The sequence below is a fragment of the Arthrobacter sp. 35/47 genome (genome assembly GCF_000520475.1).
GTDB lineage: Bacteria > Actinomycetota > Actinomycetes > Actinomycetales > Micrococcaceae > Arthrobacter_D > Arthrobacter_D subterraneus.
Window position 1 is genome coordinate 3,698 of the sequence record NZ_KI914608.1, and the last position, 16,861, is coordinate 20,558.

At 64.3% G+C, this 16,861-nt stretch carries 16 protein-coding genes; 12 read left to right on the forward strand and 4 right to left on the reverse strand.

Annotated elements, in window-relative coordinates; all coding sequences use genetic code 11:
- The 3 genes from X803_RS19640 to X803_RS0112065 form a co-directional block, all read right to left on the reverse strand.
- The coding region (locus X803_RS19640) for a glycosyltransferase family 2 protein (protein ID WP_156930061.1) at positions 1 to 733 on the reverse strand (733 nt) is incomplete at its 3' end.
- The gene (locus X803_RS0112060) at positions 730 to 1,758 is read right to left on the reverse strand and encodes an iron-containing redox enzyme family protein (protein WP_026545332.1); all 1,029 of its coding nucleotides are present in this window, start codon (positions 1,756 to 1,758) and stop codon (positions 730 to 732) included. The genes X803_RS19640 and X803_RS0112060, both read right to left, overlap by 4 nt.
- 299 nt (positions 1,759 to 2,057) lie before the next feature.
- The gene (locus X803_RS0112065; protein WP_026545333.1) at positions 2,058 to 2,951 is read right to left on the reverse strand and encodes an SDR family oxidoreductase; all 894 of its coding nucleotides are present in this window, start codon (positions 2,949 to 2,951) and stop codon (positions 2,058 to 2,060) included.
- A gap of 148 nt (positions 2,952 to 3,099) precedes the next feature.
- On the opposite strand from X803_RS0112065, the gene X803_RS0112070 reads away from it, so the two are divergent.
- Together X803_RS0112070 and X803_RS0112075 are read left to right on the forward strand one after the other, a co-directional pair.
- On the forward strand, positions 3,100 to 4,056 hold the full coding sequence (locus tag X803_RS0112070) for a TIGR03885 family FMN-dependent LLM class oxidoreductase (RefSeq protein WP_026545334.1): 957 nt from the start codon (positions 3,100 to 3,102) through the stop codon (positions 4,054 to 4,056).
- Positions 4,056 to 5,729 carry an alpha-amylase family protein gene (locus X803_RS0112075; protein WP_026545335.1) on the forward strand — a complete coding sequence of 558 codons (1,674 nt, stop codon included), beginning with the start codon at positions 4,056 to 4,058 and terminating at the stop codon, positions 5,727 to 5,729. Before X803_RS0112070 ends, X803_RS0112075 begins: the two co-directional genes overlap by 1 nt.
- Before the next feature lie 144 nt (positions 5,730 to 5,873).
- Here X803_RS0112075 and X803_RS0112085 read toward each other — a convergent pair whose 3' ends face one another.
- The gene (locus X803_RS0112085; protein ID WP_026545336.1) at positions 5,874 to 6,686 is read right to left on the reverse strand and encodes an SGNH/GDSL hydrolase family protein; all 813 of its coding nucleotides are present in this window, start codon (positions 6,684 to 6,686) and stop codon (positions 5,874 to 5,876) included.
- Positions 6,687 to 6,795: 109 nt separating this feature from the next.
- Here X803_RS0112085 and X803_RS0112090 point away from each other — a divergent pair, with 109 nt between their 5' ends.
- The 10 genes from X803_RS0112090 to X803_RS19645 all read left to right on the forward strand — a co-directional run.
- Positions 6,796 to 7,635, forward strand: coding sequence for an SDR family oxidoreductase (locus X803_RS0112090; protein ID WP_026545337.1), 840 nt, complete (start codon positions 6,796 to 6,798; stop codon positions 7,633 to 7,635).
- 94 nt (positions 7,636 to 7,729) lie between these two features.
- Positions 7,730 to 8,086 (forward strand): ArsR/SmtB family transcription factor, encoded by a 357-nt coding sequence (locus X803_RS0112095; RefSeq protein WP_026545338.1) that lies wholly within the window; start codon positions 7,730 to 7,732, stop codon positions 8,084 to 8,086.
- Positions 8,083 to 8,562 carry an SRPBCC family protein gene (locus X803_RS0112100; RefSeq protein WP_026545339.1) on the forward strand — a complete coding sequence of 160 codons (480 nt, stop codon included), beginning with the start codon at positions 8,083 to 8,085 and terminating at the stop codon, positions 8,560 to 8,562. Before X803_RS0112095 ends, X803_RS0112100 begins: the two co-directional genes overlap by 4 nt.
- A 15-nt stretch (positions 8,563 to 8,577) precedes the next feature.
- On the forward strand, positions 8,578 to 9,201 hold the full coding sequence (locus X803_RS0112105) for a flavin reductase family protein (RefSeq protein WP_026545340.1): 624 nt from the start codon (positions 8,578 to 8,580) through the stop codon (positions 9,199 to 9,201).
- The gene (locus tag X803_RS0112110; protein ID WP_026545341.1) at positions 9,198 to 10,313 is read left to right on the forward strand and encodes an acetylxylan esterase; all 1,116 of its coding nucleotides are present in this window, start codon (positions 9,198 to 9,200) and stop codon (positions 10,311 to 10,313) included. Before X803_RS0112105 ends, X803_RS0112110 begins: the two co-directional genes overlap by 4 nt.
- 221 nt (positions 10,314 to 10,534) lie before the next feature.
- Complete coding sequence (locus X803_RS0112115) at positions 10,535 to 11,479, forward strand: carbohydrate ABC transporter permease (RefSeq protein WP_026545342.1); 945 nt, start codon at positions 10,535 to 10,537, stop codon at positions 11,477 to 11,479.
- Positions 11,469 to 12,401, forward strand: coding sequence for a carbohydrate ABC transporter permease (locus tag X803_RS0112120; RefSeq protein WP_026545343.1), 933 nt, complete (start codon positions 11,469 to 11,471; stop codon positions 12,399 to 12,401). Before X803_RS0112115 ends, X803_RS0112120 begins: the two co-directional genes overlap by 11 nt.
- Before the next feature lie 31 nt (positions 12,402 to 12,432).
- Positions 12,433 to 13,743: an ABC transporter substrate-binding protein gene (locus X803_RS0112125; protein ID WP_026545344.1), complete on the forward strand. Its 1,311-nt coding sequence runs from the start codon at positions 12,433 to 12,435 to the stop codon at positions 13,741 to 13,743.
- Between the two features lie 56 nt (positions 13,744 to 13,799).
- Entirely contained in the window at positions 13,800 to 15,110 is a 1,311-nt protein-coding gene (locus tag X803_RS0112130; protein ID WP_026545345.1) for an ABC transporter substrate-binding protein, read from the forward strand.
- Between the two features lie 25 nt (positions 15,111 to 15,135).
- A partial coding sequence (locus X803_RS19645) for a DUF6807 family protein (RefSeq protein WP_051470724.1) occupies positions 15,136 to 16,861 on the forward strand: 1,726 nt, incomplete at its 3' end.

Below are 16,861 nucleotides of genomic sequence, written 5' to 3' on the forward strand. Positions count from 1 at the left end.
GAGCCGGCAGGCAGGCGGCCGCACCATAGCGGCGCAGCAGCACAAGCAGTACGGGCAGCAGGGACAGTTCCAGCAGCAGCCTCGGCGGCTGCGCAAAATCGTCATACGCCTGCCGGGTGCGTTGGCGCCAGAAGTGGCGGCAGGAGCAGGGGAGACGTCCGACGAAGAGATCATCCGCCCTGATCTCCGTACCTCCTGCAGCCTGCACGGTGCGCAGCAGCTCAAGGTTCTCGAAAAGGACATCACCGTCGTAGCCGCCGGTCGCCCGCAGGATGGATCCGCGGACGCCCACAGTGCCTGGGAAGTCCGACCCCAGCGCACGGTTCAGGAGGGTGCGTCCGGTATCCCACCGGGCATGCCACGGCAGGGTCAGGAAATAGTTCTGCGGCCGGACGGCGTCGGCCTCCTCCAGCAAATCGATCATCCGCCGGAATGCTGCGGCACTGTAGCGGACATCGTCGTCGGCGATGATGATCCGCTCTTCGGAGGCCGCTGCCAGGCCCGTCAGCACGCCCGCCACCTTGCCGTTGCGGCACGCGAATTGCGGCCGGAGATGGCGGATACCGGCGGGCAACGCCGCAGCATGCCGGGCAAACAACTCGTCCGGCGATCCGTCGACAACGAGCACCTCCGCCCACTGCCCAACGTCCTCAAGGTAGGAAGCCAGCTCCGCAATTCCACCGTCCCCGGTCCACTTCAGGGGCAGGATGTAGCTGGCAGCGTGTCCGGTCATGCCGGAGCTTGGACTTTTGTCCGCAGGGAGGACTCGCCTTTCTCCCAGGCGCCCATGATGTGCTCGCCAAGCATGCAGTCCAGGGTAAGGGCCGCCGCTGCCCCGAAGTACACGTCGCCGAGCAGGTCGGGTTCAGCCTCAACGAGCCCGCCGGCGAGATCCCGTCCGGCAATCTGCTCGTGTACGGCATCGGCCTCCACATGCTCGTCGAAGTACCAGGTCACGTCCTCATCGAAGCCGAGCCGCCGGAACCCGTTACCGTACAGACGGTTGGGCTGTGAGGACGTCATTTCATAGGCGGCGAGGTGCCCCACGATGGCGCCGCGGAGCCTGCGGTTGAGTCCAAAGAGGGACATCATATTGGTGCTCGCCAAGGTGAGGGCCGGGACCGCGTCAAGGTAGTACCCATAGCTGTCCTCGAGCCCCGCCCCGCGCATGGTTCGCGCGAAGAGAGCCGAGTGCATGCGCTCGGGCCGTCCACCGCCGTATTCGTCGGCCTGGATTTCCACCATGGCCGCCTTGGCGCGGCCTGTCAGTCGCGGGATGGCCCAGGTGTGCGGGTCGGCTTCCTTCAGCTGGTAGACGGATTTATGGATCAGGAACTCCTGCGCCTGCTCCAGCGAGGCCTTCTTGGCGACGTACCGGGACACGCTCGGCCCTGTATCGGCCGCCGCCAGTTCAAAGAGAACGGCGGCCACACCGTCACTGTCCCTTGGCTCCAGGGAAGGAAGTTCGACGGCGGAGCGAAGGGCTCCCTCGAAGTCGCGTTCGATCAGCCTGCGGATCCCGATCAGACCCGGCTCCCACTCCCAGTCAGGGTGAGAGCCGTCGATGCCCCCATAGTGCAGCTCATACAGGCAGAACAGCGTCAGCTGGAGGTCGTCATCGGCGAGGATTCCGGGGGAAGCATCGAGTGCATCAGTGACGGCGCCGCTCAGCGCATTGAGGCCCTCAGGGTTCGGCTCCTGAGGGAGCAACTCCAGCAGGGCACGGCTTACACACCCTCGCGCTTCAGGACTCTTCATGGCACAACCTTCCCTGCGGTGGGCCGACGTCGTCGTCCCCGTCAGCTCCATAGTACTAAGCCTACTGTCTATCCGGTGGCGAGTGCTCCGGAGCCAGACCGGGGGCCCAAGAAATTCCCAAGGTTCCCTGCCCATGATTGGAGGGCAGGACAGAGGCGGGCGAGACCACCGACTCCTCCTGCTGGCACTGGTTTACCAGAGCCCCCCCGAGCGGGACCGCCCCGTTTCCCCGACTGAGGCGGCCCCGCCCGGGAATCACCCGGCCACTTTCCCGACGCTGCTTCGCCGATGACCGCGAGCTACGGCGTCGGGTTTCCGCCGTTGACGTTCAGCGTCTCGCCAAGCACATAGCTGGACTCCGGAGATGCCAGGAACACGTAGGCGGGAGCCAGTTCAGTAGGCTGCCCGGCGCGTCCCAGCGGTGTGGACTTTCCGAATTCCGGCAACGCCTCCTTCGGCTGCCCGTCGGACACCTGCAACGGCGTCCAGAACGGCCCGGGGGCGACGGCGTTCACCCGGATGCCGCGTGGCGCCAACTGCTGGGCGAGGCCCTTGGTGAAGTTGTTGATTGCCGCCTTGGTACTCGCATAGTCCAGCAGGGTGGGCGACGGGTTGTACGCCTGGATGGAGGTGGTGTTGATGATGCTCGAGCCGGCAGGCAGATGCTTCAGAGCTTCGCGGGTGATGCGGAAGAACGAGTAGATGTTGGTCTTGAACGTGTGGTCGAGCTGTTCGTCGTCCAGATCCTCAAGCCGTTCCACTGCGATCTGCTTGCCTGCGTTGTTGACGAGGATGTCAAGACCGCCAAGGCCCTCCACGGCACGAGTCACAAGGTCCCTGCAGAATTCACCATCCTTGATGTCGCCGGGGAGCTTCACCGCCTTCCGGCCGCAGCCCTCGATGAGTCCGACGATCTCGTCCGCGTCAGCCTCTTCCTCCGGAAGGTAGGACAGCGCGACGTCGGCACCCTCACGTGCAAAGGCGATGGCCACCGCTGCGCCGATGCCCGAGTCAGCGCCGGTGATCAGAGCCTTTCTGCCCTCCAGCCGGCCGGTGCCGCGGTAGGACTCTTCACCGCGGTCGCTCTGCGGGGTAAGGTCACGGTCAAGGCCCGGCTCCGGCTGGTCCTGCTTCGGTGGCGAAATTTCCGGGAACCGGGTCACCGGGTTCTGGAAGGTGTACTGATCACTCATGTTTTCCTCCTGATGTGTGGAAGATTGGGCGGCGCTGTTGAGCACCATCTGCAGTACAGCTAGGCTCGAAGCGTATTGCTAAGCCTGCTGATCACACTAGGACGGACCGGTTCACCTCTTCAAGAGCCGCCCAAGGAAAGGCCCGCGCATGCCCGTCATCGGCTTTCACGCCTCGCACGAACAGATCGCACCCGGACAGCTCCTCGCCGATGTCCAGTTGGCCGAACAGGCCGGCTTCGACGCCGCCATGTGCTCAGACCACTTCGAGCCCTGGGCCGCCGTGCAGGGCCACTCAGGATTCGCCTGGTCGTGGCTGGGAGCTGCGCTGGCCACCACCAGCCTGCGTTTCGGCGTCGTCACCGCACCGGGCCAGCGGTACCACCCGGCCATCATTGCCCAGGCAAGCGGCACCCTGGCAAGCATGTTTCCCGGCCGGTTCTGGGCGGCGCTCGGCAGCGGAGAGAACCTGAACGAACACATCACCGGTGACCCGTGGCCGCCCAAGGCGGAGCGGCAACAGCGCATCGAAGAATGCGTGGACATCATCCGTCGGATGCACGACGGCGAGGAGGTCACCCACCGCGGTCTGGTCACCGCTGAGCAGGCAAGGCTGTGGGATGTGCCGGAGATCAAGCCGCAGCTGATTGCCCCGGCGGTGAGTGTGGAAACAGCGGCGCGGAGCGCACGCTGGGCCGATGGCCTGGTGACCGTGAACCAGCCCCACGAGAAACTGACTGAAATGATCAACGCCTATCGGGACAACGGGGGACAGGGCAAGCTGATTCTGCAGGTGCATCTGTCCTGGGCGCCCACCGAGGAAGAGGCCCTGGAGATCGCGCGGGTTCAGTGGAGCTCGAACTGCGTGACGCCTCCCACCACGTGGGACCTCGCCCGTCCCTCGGACTTCGAGAAGGCCACCAGCGACCTCAGCGAGGAGAAACTTCGTGAAGGCGTGCAGATTTCAGCCGACCTCGCGGTTCACGCACAACAGCTCCGGGAGTATGCCGACCTGGGGTTCGACGAGCTCTACCTGCACTTCGTGGGAACCGAGCAGAAACCGTTCATCGAGGCCTTCGCCCAGCACGTCCTGCCTGAGGTCCGCTGATGCGCGTCACTGACACCTCTGATCTTTGGTGGAAGAACGCTGTCATCTACTGCCTCGACATCGAGACGTTCTGCGATTCGAACGGTGACGGCATCGGTGATTTCGCCGGTGCTGCGCAGCGGTTGGACTACCTCGCGGAACTTGGGGTCACCTGTGTCTGGCTGATGCCGTTCTACCCGTCGCCGCAGCGTGACGACGGGTATGACATCGTCGATTTTTACGGCGTCGACGAGCGGCTCGGGACCCTCGGCGACATGGTCGAGTTCATCCGCACCGCCAAGGACCGCGGGATGCGGGTCATCGCCGATCTGGTGGTCAACCACACCTCGGACCAGCATCCCTGGTTCAAGCAGGCCCGTTCCTCGAAGGACAATCCCTATCGCGACTTCTATGTCTGGCGGTCGGAGCAACCACCGGACACGTCCAGCGAGGTGGTGTTCCCGGACCAGGAAAACTCCATCTGGACCAAGGACAGGAAGACCGGGGAATGGTATCTGCACCGGTTCTACTCCCATCAGCCGGACCTGAACGTCGCGAACCCGGCGGTCCGCGACGAGATCGCGAAGGCGATCGGTTTCTGGATGGAACTCGGGCTCTCCGGCTTCCGTGTTGATGCCGTCCCCTTTTTCCTGGAGACGCGGGGCATCGACGGCCATGCAGGCGATCCCCATGACTATCTGCGCGACCTTCGGCGTTTCCTCTCGCGCAGGGCCGGTGATGCCGTGCTGCTCGGCGAGGTCAATCTGCCCTATGAGCAGCAGGTGGAGTTCTTCGGCGACGCAGCGGATGAGCTCACCATGCAGTTCGACTTTGTGACGATGCAGCAGATGTACCTGTCCCTGGCCCGGGGCGATGCCCGCCCCCTGGCACGTGCGCTGACGGACCGGCCGAAGATCGACTCCGACAGCCAGTGGGCCACCTTTGTGCGCAACCATGATGAGCTGACGCTCGACAAGCTGATGAGCTCGGAGCGCGAGGAAGTCTTCGAGGCCTTTGGTCCCGAGAAAAGGATGCAGGTCTACGGCCGCGGCCTCAAACGGCGGCTCCCACCGATGCTGGGCGGCGATCCGCAGCGCATCCGGATGGTCTATTCGCTGTTGTTTTCCCTTCCCGGAACGCCGGTGCTGTTCTACGGCGAGGAAATCGGCATGGGAGAGAACCTTGCGGCCGAGGGTCGGATGTCCGTGAGGACACCGATGCAGTGGACCGACGAGGACAGCGCAGGGTTTTCCTCGGCGCCGCCCGACAAGCTCGTAGCTCCCCTGGTGGAGGGGGAGTTTGGGCCGGACAACGTCAACGTGGCGGCCTCCCGCCGGGACCGCTCATCGCTGCTGCGGTTCATGGGCACGCTGATTCGCCGCTACCGCGAGTGTCCCGAGCTCGGCTGGGGCACTTTCACCATGATCGACACCCCCAATCCCGCGGTCTTCGCGCACCGCTGTGATTGGGAGGGCAACACGCTGTTCCTCTTCCACAACTTCTCCGATGAGCCCGTTGAGGTGGAAGTGTCGCTCGATTCCGGCGATGTGCCTCGCGGAGGCGGCGTGCTCACGGATCTGCTGGAGGACACCAAGACGGAGATCGAGCCTGACGATGACCTTAAGGTCAAGCTGCCTCCGTACGGGTACCGCTGGCTGCGGATCCAGATACCGGGGGCGGGCCGGCTCTGGTGACCGGCGCGGGGCCGGGCTAGAAAATTGTTGCGAAGAACCCGGCTCCGATGGAGGCCACCATGGCGATGACGACGAGCCAGACGATCGGTGCGCGGTATTTGTTGATGAAAGTCATGATGGAACCAGTGTACGAGGGCTGGAACGTCAGCCGTTCGCGGCAGGCTGAGCCCTGCGTTCTGCGGCGAGTCGCTTAAGGCCATCTGCCGGGTGAATCGGCTCCGGCCAGCGCGGTTCGAGATGGTCGCCGAGCGTGACGTGACGGAGGCGCCGTCCGAACATCGGAAGAACCCATTCGCCCCACCACGCCGTCTCCTTCCGGAGCAGTTCCGCGAGCGTCAGGCTCGGGCGAGGGCGCAGTGGTTTGGATCTCAGGGTATGGTCCACACCCAGCTCACGCAGAACGTGCGCGGCCATGTTCCTGTGGCCTGCCGGGGACATGTGCAGCCGGTCGACGTCCCAGAACCGGGGGTCATGGTATTCGTCGAAACACCAGTAATCGACCAGTAACGCTCCGTAGGCGTCGGCGATCCGGCGGACATGCTCGTTGTAGATCCAGTTGCGTCGCCGCATCGGTTCGAGGACCGGGTGGAGCCGCACATCGAATCCGGTGAACAACAGAGGCCGGGCGCCGGCGGCGGCAATACGTGCCACCATCTCCTCATAGCTCTCCATGAGCGGGGTGATGCCGGTACGCAGTTCGAGGATGTCGTTACCGCCCGCGTAGACGCTGACCACCGTGGGCCGGAGGTCAAGCGCCGGCTGGAGCTGCTCATCGATGATCTGGTGCAGCCTCTTGCTGCGGATGGCGAGGTTGGCGTAGCGCCACGAGGGGTCCTGTTTACTCAGCTGTTTCGCCACGCGGTCGGCCCACCCTCGCACACCGTTGGGATAACGGGAGTCCCAGTCCCCTACCCCTTCCGTGAAGGAATCACCGATAGCGACAAAGAGCCTGGACACTCCTTCACGCTAGGCCTCGTGGACGACGGCGGCCCGTCGTGCCGATGTCATCCAGGAAAAACCATGATGAACACGGAATATTCGCATCCCGTTCAACGCTCAACCCGACATGACTCCACGAATTGCGGTAACCGGCTCCACCGGTCATGTGGGCGGAGAAGTCGCCCGCCTCCTGTCCGCTGCAGGGTACGAACAGAAACTCATCGTGCGTGACCCGGCACGGGCCCCTGGACTCCCCGGCACGAGCACTGCGCAGGCGGACTACGCCGACCGGCAATCGTCCCTCGATGCCCTCCGCGGCAGTGAGGTGCTTTTCATGGTCTCCGGCGCGGAGGCAGAAGACCGCGTGGACCAACACCGGAACTTTATCGATGCCGCCGCGGAAGCGGGAGTTCAGCACATCGTCTACACCTCCTTCCTTGCCGCTGCTCCGGATGCGACCTTCACCCTTGGCCGCGACCATTGGGCAACGGAGGAACACATCCGCAACTCGGGGATGGATTACACCTTCCTCCGCGACAACTTCTATCTCGATGTCCTGCCCCTCTTCGCAGGTGAGGAAGGAATCCTGCGCGGACCGGCCGGCGACGGACGGGTGTCAGCCGTCGCGCGCACGGACGTGGCGCGCACCGCCGTCGTCGTCGTCCTGAAGGATCCGCAGGCCCACGCGGGCAAGAGCTACGACCTCACCGGCCCCGAAGCTCTCTCGCTCAGCGAGGTGGCGGCCGTAATCACCCGCGTGACCGGCCGTGAAACCCGCTACGAGGAGGAGACCGTCGAGGAAGCGTACGCATCACGCGCTTCCTACGGCGCACCGGATTGGCAGCTGGATGCGTGGGTGAGCACCTACACTGCCATCGCATCCGGTCAGCTGGAACGCACGACGACGGCGGTTCAGGACCTGACCGGCGCGAAACCGATCAGCCTCGAAGAACTCCTCCGGCGTTAACCGCCGGCTTCGCTGGCCCTAAACCTGTTGACTCCGCGACTCTGCAGGCCTACATTTTAATCAACCAATTAGTTGATAAAGGGTTTGGTTGACAATGGATGGTAGCGACGAACGTCTCAATCTGGCCTTCATGGCCCTCGCAGACCCGGCACGCCGCAGCATCATTGCCCAGCTAAGCCGTGGCCCGGCCACTGTCAACGAATTGGCTGCTCCTTTCAACATCACCAAGCAAGCAATCTCCAGGCATATCCAGGTTCTTGAAAAGGCTGAGCTGGTGACACGCTCGCGTGATGCGCAGCGCCGCCCTGTGCACCTGAACCCTGCGAGGCTGGAGGCGCTGACCGCGTGGATTGACCAATACAGGCTCGCCCGTGAAAGCCAGTTCCGCGCACTCGATGCTCTACTCGAATCACAGGCCAGGCAAGGCCCCACACCCAAGGACCAATCATGAGTAACCCACTGAAACTCTCGGTGCCCCAGGACGCTCCCTTCATAGACTTCGAGCGGGAGTTCGATTTTCCGGTCGAGGCAGTTTTCGAGGCTCACCGTGACCCGGAAGCAATCGCGCAATGGCTCGGCCCACGCGGGATGACCGCCACGGTTGACCATTACGATTTCCGCACCGGCGGCAGCTACCGCTACATCCACACGGGACCTGACGGCATTTCCTACGGATTCAGCGGTGTCTTCCATACCGTCAGAGAGAACGACTTCGCCATCCAGACATTCGAGTTCGACGGCTACCCAGACGTCGTGAGCCTCGAGTTTCTCCAGTTCGAAGACCTCGGTGACGGACGATGCAAACTGGTTGGCCACGCCGTCTACCCGACGCAGGAGGCCAGGGACGGCATGGCCCAATCGGGCATGGAAGGCGGAATGACCGAAAGCTACGAGCGGCTCGAGGAACTGCTGGGGAGCCACCGGTAGCCTTAGGCTCAATACATGCGCAGGGACTTCTACCGGGACCACCATTCAGCCGCGGCCTTCTACAAACTGCTGACCGCCACGGTGGTCCCGCGTCCCATCGCGTGGGTGGCCTCCCGCTCGGTGGACGGCGTGGACAACCTGGCGCCGCACTCGTTCTATACCGTCGCGTCAACGGACCCGCCGATCGTCCAGTTCACCTCCGTGGGCGAGAAGGACAGCCTGCGAAACATCCGGGCAAGCGGTCAGTTCACGGTGAACTTCACTCCCGAGGACCTCTTCGAACGGGTCAACGCGACCGGCACAGCGTTTGGCCCCGACGTCAGCGAGTTCGATGCCGCCGGCCTCGACCGCGAACAGAGCATGTTCATCACGCCGCCGCGGGTCCGCGAATCACCCGTATCCCTGGAGTGCCGCCTGCACAGCCTGATCCCCGTGGGCAACTGCACCCTGGTACTGGGCGAGGTGGTGCATGCCGCCGTCGCCGAAGATGTGCTCGACGGCGACCATCCCCGGATAGAACTCCTCAAACCGCTCGCCAGGCTTGGCAGAAACGAATGGAGTACCCTCGGGAACGTCCGCCGGATCAACAGAATCCGCCCGGAGGATTGGCCGGACTCCTTTCCGGCGGACCAGCGATGACGGCATTCCCCAGCCCGATCGCCGGCTTCGAGGACTGGCCCGAGGCCGTCCGCCGGCTGGGTAGATCCACGGGCCACAACCCCGCGAGCGGACTGCTGGCCCAGGCTCTCGGCGTGCCGGCGCCCATTCCGATCCCCGCTGTCACCGTGCGCAGAACGCGCACGGTGGACGGTGTCCAGTTGCAGGACTTGGAATGGCAGCTCCCGTATGGCCCGCCGACCCGCGGTTTCCTGCTCAGATCAACACAAGCGGAGGGGATCCTGCCGGGCGTCCTGTGGCTCCACTGCCATGGAGGCAACAAGTGGCTCGGCGCAGAACGCCTGATCGATGCGGGCACCGAGACCTCCGAAGAGGTGACCGCGTTACAGCAGAACCTCTATTCCGGACATGCCGCCGCAAGCGATCTGGCGCGCGCCGGCTTTGCTGTACTGGTCCATGACTCCTTCAGTTGGGGCAGCCGCCGGTTCCTCCTCGACCCGCCGCCTGCCCGGGTGGCCGAGGGCCTGTCGGCTCAACGAGCGCTCTGGCGGAATGAAGGCGTAAAGCCTACGCCCGCCCTTGAATACAACACGGCTGCGGCTCAGCACGAGCACACGGTAGCCAAGACCGCCGGTCTTCTCGGCACAAGCTACGCCGGCATGGTGGCCTTCGAGGATCTCGCCGCACTGGACATCCTGCGCGCGCTTCCGGACGTCGACGGCAACCGGGTGGGAGTCGGAGGGTTCTCCGGAGGCGGCGGCAGGGCGCTCGTCCTATCCGCCCTGGCACCCGAGGTGCGCGCCGCCGTCGTCTGCTGCATGATGACCACCCTCAAAGGCCTGTTCCCCGCCCACCTGGACACCCACTCGTGGCTGCTGGCGACACCCGGGCTCGCCGCCACTTTCGAGTGGCCGGAACTCACACACATCAACCGTGACTGCCGGTACCTCGTGCAGTTCGCCGGCGGAGATCCGCTGTTCTCCCCTGAAGGCATGCACGACGCCGATGCCTGGCTCCGTGCCGATGCCGCGGGTACGCCGAGTCGGTACACCGGAACCTGGTACGACGCCGGACATATGGTCACCCCGCCCATGCTGGCGGAGACGCTGGAATACCTAACAGTGTCGCTGTAGGGCGCCCACTCCCACGGTGAATCGACGCTTCCCAGTGCCTCAGAAAACGTTTTCCTTGACGTGTGGCGGATGACACACTAGGGTCGAATGCAATCTGAGAAAGCGTTTTCTCACGAATGTGAAAAGCAACCAACCGGACAGAAGGTTTCCCATGAAGCTTCCCAACGACGCACGGGCGACGACGCCGGCGCGCGCCTTCGTGATCGCGGAAAGGACCGGCGATGTCAGCCCTGAGTGAGATGTCGCGGCTCAAGAAGGAGCCGCAGGCGAAAAAGCGGAAGCTGACCGCCGCGGAGAAGAAGGAAGAGCGGGTCGGGTACCTGTTCCTCGCGCCGTGGCTGGTCGGGCTGGTCCTGATCACCATCGGCCCAATGGCGGCATCGCTGTATCTTTCCTTTACCGACTACAACCTGCTCCAGCCGCCTGAGTGGACCGGGCTGGACAACTACACGCGGATGTTCGAGGACACCCGGCTCCAGAACTCGCTGCAGGTGACCTTCCTGTACGTGTTCGTCTCGGTGCCGCTCCAGCTCATCGCAGCCCTTGCGCTGGCACTGATCCTGGACCGGGGCATGCGCGGCCTGAGCTTTTACCGCTCTGTCTACTACCTGCCGTCGCTGCTCGGCGGTTCGGTTGCCATCGCGGTCCTGTGGCGGCAGATCTTCGGAACCTCCGGACTGGTCAACCAGATCCTGGACCTGGTAGGCATCGAGGGCAAGGGCTGGATCGCGGACCCTTCCACCGCGCTGGGCACCCTGATGGTGCTGAACGTGTGGACGTTCGGCGCACCCATGGTGATCTTCCTTGCCGGCCTGCGCCAGATCCCCACCATGTACTACGAGGCCGCGTCCGTGGACGGCGCCTCAAAGGTGCGGCAGTTCGCCACCATCACCATCCCGCTGCTCACCCCGATCATCTTCTTCAACCTGGTCCTGCAGATCATCGGAGCGTTCCAGTCCTTCACCCAGGCCTTCGTGGTCTCCGGCGGAACGGGCGGTCCGGCGGACTCGACCATGTTCTTCACCCTGTACCTCTACCAGCAGGGCTTCGGCAACTTCAATATGGGCTACGCCTCGGCCATGGCCTGGTTGCTGCTGCTCATCATCGCCGCCTTTACCTTCATCAACTTCATCGCCTCGAAATGGTGGGTGTTCTATGACGACTAATATCGCGCCCCAGAAAAAGACCTCCGCTGCCCCGGCAGAGACCACGACGCCGGATTCACCCCCGGTCCACAGCGACGCTGATGACGAGCTGAGCGGGAGCCGGACACGGCGGCTGATCAAGCACATCCTGCTCACCGCGTTCGGCATCATCATGCTGTATCCGCTGCTGTGGATGCTCGCCAGTTCACTGCGGCCCAACGACCTGATCTTCCGCGAAGCCGGTCTCTGGCTCACCACCTTCGAGTTCAGCAACTACACCGAGGGCTGGAACGCACTCCAGTCACCGTTCGGGCACTACATGATGAACTCCATGGTGGTGGTGATCGGCTCCATCATCGGCAACCTGGTCTCCTGCTCCATGGCCGCCTACGCCTTCGCCCGGCTCAAGTTCCGCCGCCGCAGCCTGCTGTTCGCGATCATGCTCATGACGATCATGCTGCCCATCCACGTGATCATCGTCCCGCAGTACATCATCTTCTCCGAACTCGGCTGGGTGAACACCTTCATCCCGCTGGTGCTCCCCAAACTCCTGGCCACCGACGCGTTCTTCGTCTTCCTGATGGTCCAGTTCATCCGCGGACTGCCCAAGGAACTCGACGAGGCAGCACGGATCGACGGCTGCGGCCACGTGCGGATCTTCACCCGCATCATCCTCCCGCTGATGATGCCGGCCCTGGCCACCACCACCATCTTCACCTTCATCTGGACCTGGAACGACTTCTTCAGCCAGCTGATCTACCTGACCGACCCGGAAATGTACACGGTGCCCGTTGCCCTGCGCTCCTTCGTGGACAGCACCGCAACCTCCTCCTGGGGCTCGATGTTCGCCATGTCCATCGTCTCCCTCATCCCGGTCTTCCTGGTCTTCCTCTTCGGCCAGAAATACCTGGTCAAGGGCATCGCCACCACCGGCATCAAATAAACCCGTCCACAAACAGGAAAGAAGAAATTCAATGAGGAAGTTCTCTCGCCCACTCCGCGCCGTCACGGCGGCCTCCATGGCCCTCGTTCTCGGTGCCTCCCTGGCCGCCTGCGGCGGCGCAAGCGGTGAAAGCCAGTCCACCGGTGAGGCCAACCTTCGGTGGTCCTGGTGGGGCTCGGACCCACGGCATGCCGTGAACCAGGAGATCATCGAGGACTACACGGCAGCCAACGAAGGAATCACCATCGAAGGGGAGTTCTCCGATTTCTCCGGTTACTGGGACAAACTGGCGACAATGACAGCGGGACGGGATGCGCCCGATGTCATCACCATGGATGAGAAGTTCCTTCAGGAATATGCCTCGCGGGGCGCGTTGGCTGACCTCACCGAGTTGGAGAACCTGGACCTCTCCAAGTTCGACGACGCCGCGCTTGATCTCGGCAAGTTCGAAGATGGTCTTTACGGGCTGAGCACCGGCCGTAACGCTCTCACGGTAGTAATCAACGCCGATCTCTTCGAGGAAGCCGGCGTGGAGATTCCCGATGACACCACGTGGACCTGGGACGACTACTACCGGATCTCCAAGGAGATTTCGGAGAACCTCGACGGCGTCAGCGGCTCCGACTATGGCAACTCCCCCGACGGCAGCCTGCGGGTATGGCTGCGCCAGCACGGAGAGTCGCTGTACAACGACACCAGCGACGGCGTGGGCTACACGCCCGAAACCGCCGAAGCGTTCTTCGAACACCTCCTGAAGGTCCGCGACGAGGCCGGCGGCGCTACGCCGTCGGAGTGGACGGAAGCACAGGCCGGCACCTTTGAGGGCCAGAGCTTCCCCACCAACAAGACCGCGATGAGCTGGTACTGGTCCAACCAGTTGGGGCTCCTCCGCACGTCGACCGACAGCGACGTCCGGATGCTCCGCGCACCGTCACACACCGGCAACGAAGCCGATAACGGCATGTACTACAAGGCCTCCATGTACTGGTCCATCTCCAGCCAGTCCGAGAACAAGGATGCCGCCGCTGACTTCGTGAACTACCTGGCCAACAACGAAGAGGCCGCCAAGAAGATGCTGGTCGACCGGGGCGTTCCGGTTAACCCGGACATGGCCGCCGCTGTGCGTCCCGAACTCGATGAAGCCGCCCAGTCGGTCGTCGACTTCCTCGAAGAGATCGAACCCAACGTAGCGCTCAGCCCCTCGCCTTCACCTGCCGGAGGCGGCGGAGTACAGGACATCATCCTGCGGTACGACTCCGAGGTCCTCTTCGGCAACCTCACACCCGCCCAGGCGGCCGAACAGATGACCACGGAAATCGAAGCCCTGATCGGTGCTGCCTGATCCAGGCCGGAACACAACCGACAGAAACCTATCAATAAGACAGGAAGCAGTTTTCAATGAAGAAGTTCTCTCGCACAACACGAACGCTGACGGCTGCGGCAGCCGCCGTCGTCCTCACCGTGTCACTGGGCGCCTGCGGCGGAGGCGGCGGTGACAGCGCCGCCTCCGGTGACGGCAACCTGCGGTTCTCGTGGTGGGGCTCCGACCCCCGCCACGTGGCGAACCAGGAAATAATTGACCTGTTCGAGGCCGAGAACGAGGACATCACCATCGAAGGTGAGTACTCCGACTTCGGCGGCTACTGGGACAAGCTCGCAACCACCACTGCCGGCCGCGACGCCCCAGACGTCATCACCATGGATGAGAAGTACCTCCAGGAATACGCCGGGCGCGGCGCGCTTGCTGACCTCAGCACCCTGGAAGGACTGGACACCTCCAAATTCGATGAGGCATCCCTGGCTCTAGGGCAGTACGAGGACGGACTGTACGGCCTGAGCACCGGGCAGAACGCCTACGTGCTGATGGCCAACAGGGACCTCTTCGAGCAGGCCGGCATGGAACTCCCGGATGACACCACCTGGACCTGGGATGACTATTACCGCATTTCCGCTGAGCTGAGTGAAAAGCTGGGCGGCGACATCGTCGGCACCGATTACGGCGCCCAGGACGTCGATCTGCGGATCTGGCTCCGCCAGCACGGCGAGAACCTTTATAACGACGACGAGCCGGGCACCGTGGGCTACTCGCCGGAGAACGCCACGGCATGGTTTGAACACCTCCTGGAGGTGCGCGACGGCGGCGGACCCAGCGCCGCCCGGTACACCGAGGAAATGTCAGGCTCCTTCGAGGCCGGCGGCTTCGCCACCAACCGAGCAGCAATGGGCTGGTACTGGTCCAACCAACTGTCGGCTCTCCGCACCGCCAGCGGCAGTGACGTGACCATGCTCCGCGTCCCGTCGGACAGCGGGTCGGCCAGCGAGAACGGCATGTACTACAAGGCATCCATGTACTGGTCCATCTCCAGCCAGTCGGATGACCAGCAGGCAGCAGCGAAATTCGTGAACTTCCTGGCCAACGATCCGGCAGCGGCCAAGAAGATGCTGGTGGACCGCGGTGTGCCGGCCAACCCCGACATGGCCGCCGCCATTGCGCCGGAACTCGACGAGAACGACCAGACAGTGGTGGACTTCCTCGACGAAATCCGTCCCGACATGGCAGAGCCGCCGCTGCCCTCCCCCGTTGGAGCCGGCGGAGTCCAGGACATGGTCAAGCGCTACGTCTCCGAGGTCCTCTTCGACAAGCTCACCCCCGAGCAGGCCACTGAACAGATGACCGCTGAAATCGAGGGCATGATCAGCGCAGGCTGATCATCCCGGAACGGAACCTACGATCATGCTTGACCCCGCACCCAGCCTCCACGACGCCCTGGAACAACCCGCCGATAACGCGGGCTCTCAGGACCCGGTTGGCGCTGCACGTGTAGCCCTGGTGGGCGTCCACGGCTATGGTGCCCGGCACCTCGACAACCTTCGCCGGTTGGAGGACAGCGGCGCTGCACGGCTTGTTGCCGTAGCGGACCCCCGTCCGCCCGGGGACGGGACGCTGGGTGACGGGGTCGGCGTGTTCGCAGATCTCGAGGATCTTCTCGCGGCGGGGGTGGCGCCCGACGTCGTCGTCATTGCTGCCCCCATCCAGGCCCACGCCCCGCTCGCCCATGCGGCGATCGCGGCCGGCGCGGATGTGTACGTCGAGAAACCTCCGGTGGCGTCGATGGAGCAGTACGAACTGCTTCTCGCTGCTGCCGACAAAGCCGGCGTTGCCGTGCAGACCGGGTTCCAAAGCCTGGGCTCGGCGGCGCTGGACCGGCTCGACGATCTCGTGGCATCGGGAACGCTGGGCTCGGTCCGGGGAGTCAGCGCGTCCGGGGCCTGGGTGCGGACCCGGGGCTACTTCGCGCGCTCCCGGTGGGCGGGAAAGCGGACGCTGGATGGAGTGGACGTGGTCGACGGCGTGGCCACCAATCCGCTCGCCCACGCGGTTGCGACTGCCCTGCGCGTGGCCGGTGCACAAGAGGCCTCCGACGTGGCTACCGTCGAGACGGACCTGTACCGGGCGCACGATATCGAGTGTGACGACACCTCCACCATCCGGGTGCGTACAACATCCGGTGCGGTGGTGACACTCGCGCTCACCCTGTGTGCCGCGGAGCAGACGCGCCCCAGCGTCACGCTTCACGGCACGCAGGGAACCGCCGTGCTCTACTACACCGAGGATGAGCTGGCCGTTACCACGGCAGAGGGCACGGTCACCGAAACCTTCGGGCGCGCCGATCTGCTCGAGAATCTGCTCGCACACCGGGCTTCCGGCACTCCCCTGCTCAGCCCGCTCGCCTCCTCGGGAGCGTTCATGCGGGTCCTCGACGCCGTCCGGCTGGCTCCGGCGCCGCACCCCATCGCTGCGGAACACGTCACCTGGCAAGGAACCGGCGAAGATGCGCACCCCGTGGTGCACGGCATCGAGGACCTCCTGCAGCGGGCCTGCCTGGCACAGGCGACCTTCGCGGAACTGGACCCGGGCTGGGCGCGGCGGGCGCCGACGTCGTCCGTGCCGCTGGTACTGGACGGCCGGGAAGTCGGCTCCTACCGGGACGGCACCGCCGTCTCCCCCTACCTTTCACCGCGCCCCTACCTGCATCCGCTCCGGACGCGCGCCGGTGTGGCGGTCACCGACCACTTCGCCGCGGACCACGTCTGGCACCTGGGTGCCGGGGTTGCCCTGCAGGACGTCGACGGCGTGAACTTCTGGGGCGGCCGCACCTACCGCCGCGAGGAACAGGGTTACATCTGGCGCCCCGACCACGGCCGGATCTCCCGCACCGCACTCACGCAGCACGGAAACTCCCTTGAGGAGACGCTGCGGTGGAGCGGACCCGACGGAACCACGCTGCTGCACGAAGCCCGCCGCATCAGCTGGCGCGGAGTGAATGACAGCATCTGGGCCCTCACGCTCGATTTTGCGCTGACCCCTGCCGGTGACAGCCCCGTTTCACTCGGGAGCCCCGGCTCGAACGGACGCGTTGGCGGCGGCTACGGCGGTTTCTTCTGGCGCCTCCCCGCCT